A 2,104-nucleotide genomic window follows, 5' to 3' on the forward strand; every position below is an offset into this window, starting at 1 on the left:
TGAAGGCCGGCGTCTGTTATTCGGTTCTGGACGTCATTAACTCCCGTCATCAGCGTGTGGTGGTGGGCGTACGCCTGCAGCAGGTTGCTGGCCGCGACCGTAAAGTGGATATCAAACCGTTTGCGATCCAGGGGCTGCCAACGTCCGTGCAGCCGACGGCGCTGCTGACGGAAACCCTGAACGAACGTCAGGCGCGTGTGCTGACGTTGCAGGAGCTGAAAGATAAGCTCGAAGCGATCGAAGGCGTGCAGTTCAAACAGTTCAACTCGATTACCGACTACCATGCGCTGATGTTTGATCTGGGCGTGGTGGCGCGTCGTCTGCGCTCGGCATCAGACCGTAGCAAATACTATCGCCTGATCGAAGCGTCCCTTTATGGCGGTATCTCCAGCGCCATCACCCGCTCCCTGCGCGACTACCTGCTGCCGGAAAACAGCGGCGTACGTAAGGCCTTCCAGGATATGGAAGCGGCGCTGCGTGAAAACCGCATGACGCTGGAAGCGATTCGCGTTACCCAGTCCGACCGCGACCTGTTTAAACACCTGATCAGCGAAGCCACCAACTATGTGGCGGCGGACTACATGCGTCACGCCAACGAGCGACGCGTGCATCTCGATCAGGCATTAGAATATCGCCGCGAGCTGTTTACCTCGCGTAAACAGCTGGTGGCCGAGCAGTACAAGCACGTCGAAATGGCGCGCGAGCTGGGTGAGCACAACGGTGCGGAAGGCGACCTGGAAGCCGATTACCAGGCCGCCAGCGATCACCTGAATCTGGTGCAAACCGCGCTGCGTCAGCAGGAAAAAATCGAGCGCTATGAAGCGGATCTCGACGAGCTGCAAATTCGTCTCGAAGAGCAAAATGAAGTGGTGGCCGAAGCCGCCGACATGCAGGAAGAGAACGAAGCCCGCGCCGAAGCGGCCGAGCTGGAAGTGGATGAGCTGAAAAGCCAGCTTGCCGATTACCAGCAGGCACTTGACGTGCAGCAGACGCGAGCGATTCAGTACACCCAGGCATTGCAGGCATTACAGCGTGCGAAAGAGCTGTGCCATCTGCCTGACCTGACGCCGGATAGCGCCGACGAGTGGCTGGATACCTTCCAGGCCAAAGAACAGGAAGCCACCGAGAAGCTGCTGTCCCTCGAACAGAAAATGAGCGTCGCGCAAACGGCGCACAGCCAGTTTGAGCAGGCTTATCAGCTGGTCGTCGCGATTAACGGCCCGCTGGCGCGTAACGAAGCCTGGGACGTTGCCCGTGAACTGCTGCGCGACGGTGTGAACCAGCGCCATCTGGCCGAACAGGTTCAGCCGCTGCGCATGCGTCTGAACGAGCTGGAACAGCGCCTGCGAGAGCAGCAGGAGGCCGAGCGTCTTCTGGCGGAGTTCTGCAAGCGTCAGGGGAAAAATTACGATTTCGACGAGCTTGAGGCCCTGCATCAGGAGCTGGAAGCGCGTATCGCGGCCCTGTCCGATACGGTATCAAACGCCAGCGAACAGCGTATGACGCTGCGTCAGGAGCTGGAGCAGATTCAGTCCCGTTCGAAGACGCTCTTGCAACGAGCGCCGGTCTGGCTGGCGGCTCAAAGCAGCCTGAATCAGCTCAGCGAACAGTGCGGCGAGCAGTTCGAATCCAGCCAGGAAGTGACCGAATACCTGCAGCAGCTGCTGGAGCGCGAGCGCGAAGCCATTGTTGAGCGTGACGAAGTCGGCACGCGCAAGCGTGAAGTCGACGAAGAAATTGAACGCTTAAGCCAGCCGGGCGGTGCGGAAGACCCGCGCCTCAATGCCCTGGCGGAGCGTTTTGGCGGCGTGCTGCTGTCCGAGATTTATGACGACGTTGGCCTTGACGATGCCCCGTACTTCTCCGCGCTGTACGGTCCATCCCGTAACGCGATTGTGGTCCCGGATCTGTCGCTGATTTCTGAGCAGCTTGCCGGCCTGGAAGATTGCCCGGAAGACCTCTATCTGATCGAAGGGGATCCGCAGTCGTTCGATGACAGCGTCTTCAGCGTCGATGAGCTGGAAAAAGCGGTGGTGGTGAAAATCGCCGATCGCCAGTGGCGTTATTCCCGCTTCCCTGAGCTGCCGCTGTTTGGCCGCGCCGC

At 59.6% G+C, this 2,104-nt stretch carries 1 protein-coding gene; it reads left to right on the forward strand.

Translation table 11 applies throughout. From position 1 onward, the window contains the following. Positions 1-2,104: chromosome partition protein MukB (gene mukB, locus DOU50_RS00415; RefSeq protein WP_148768482.1), on the forward strand; the 2,104-nt coding region annotated here is incomplete at both ends.

The organism is Enterobacter sp. C6, from assembly GCF_008122455.1.
Classification (GTDB): Bacteria; Pseudomonadota; Gammaproteobacteria; order Enterobacterales; family Enterobacteriaceae; genus Enterobacter; species Enterobacter pseudoroggenkampii.